We start from the raw sequence: 288 nt of genomic DNA, 5'->3' as shown, positions 1-288 counted from the left end.
AGTGAAGGTTTAATCATGGCCCGTCTCCAGCAGTTTTATAAAGATAAGGTCGTTGCCGACCTGGTCGCCAAATTTGGCTACAAATCGGCAATGGAAGTCCCGCGCCTGACCAAGATCACCCTGAACATGGGCCTTGGCGAAGCGATCGCGGACAAGAAGATCATCGAGCACGCCGTCGGCGACCTCACCAAGATCGCCGGCCAAAAGCCGGTTACCACGAAAGCCCGCAAGGCGATCGCCGGTTTCAAGATCCGTGAAGGCTACCCGATCGGCACGATGGTGACGCTG

Annotated in this window: 1 protein-coding gene; it reads left to right on the top strand. The window is 56.6% G+C overall.

What is annotated here, in order from left to right:
- Positions 1-288 (top strand): 50S ribosomal protein L5 (rplE, locus tag D0817_RS27285; protein WP_497756113.1); only part of this gene is annotated, 288 nt, incomplete at both ends.

This window comes from Flavobacterium cupreum, assembly GCF_003996965.1.
Taxonomy (GTDB): Bacteria; Bacteroidota; Bacteroidia; order Flavobacteriales; family Flavobacteriaceae; genus Flavobacterium; species Flavobacterium cupreum.
The sequence above is the reverse complement of the archived record's forward strand: the minus strand, read 5'-3'. Positions and strand labels throughout refer to the sequence as shown.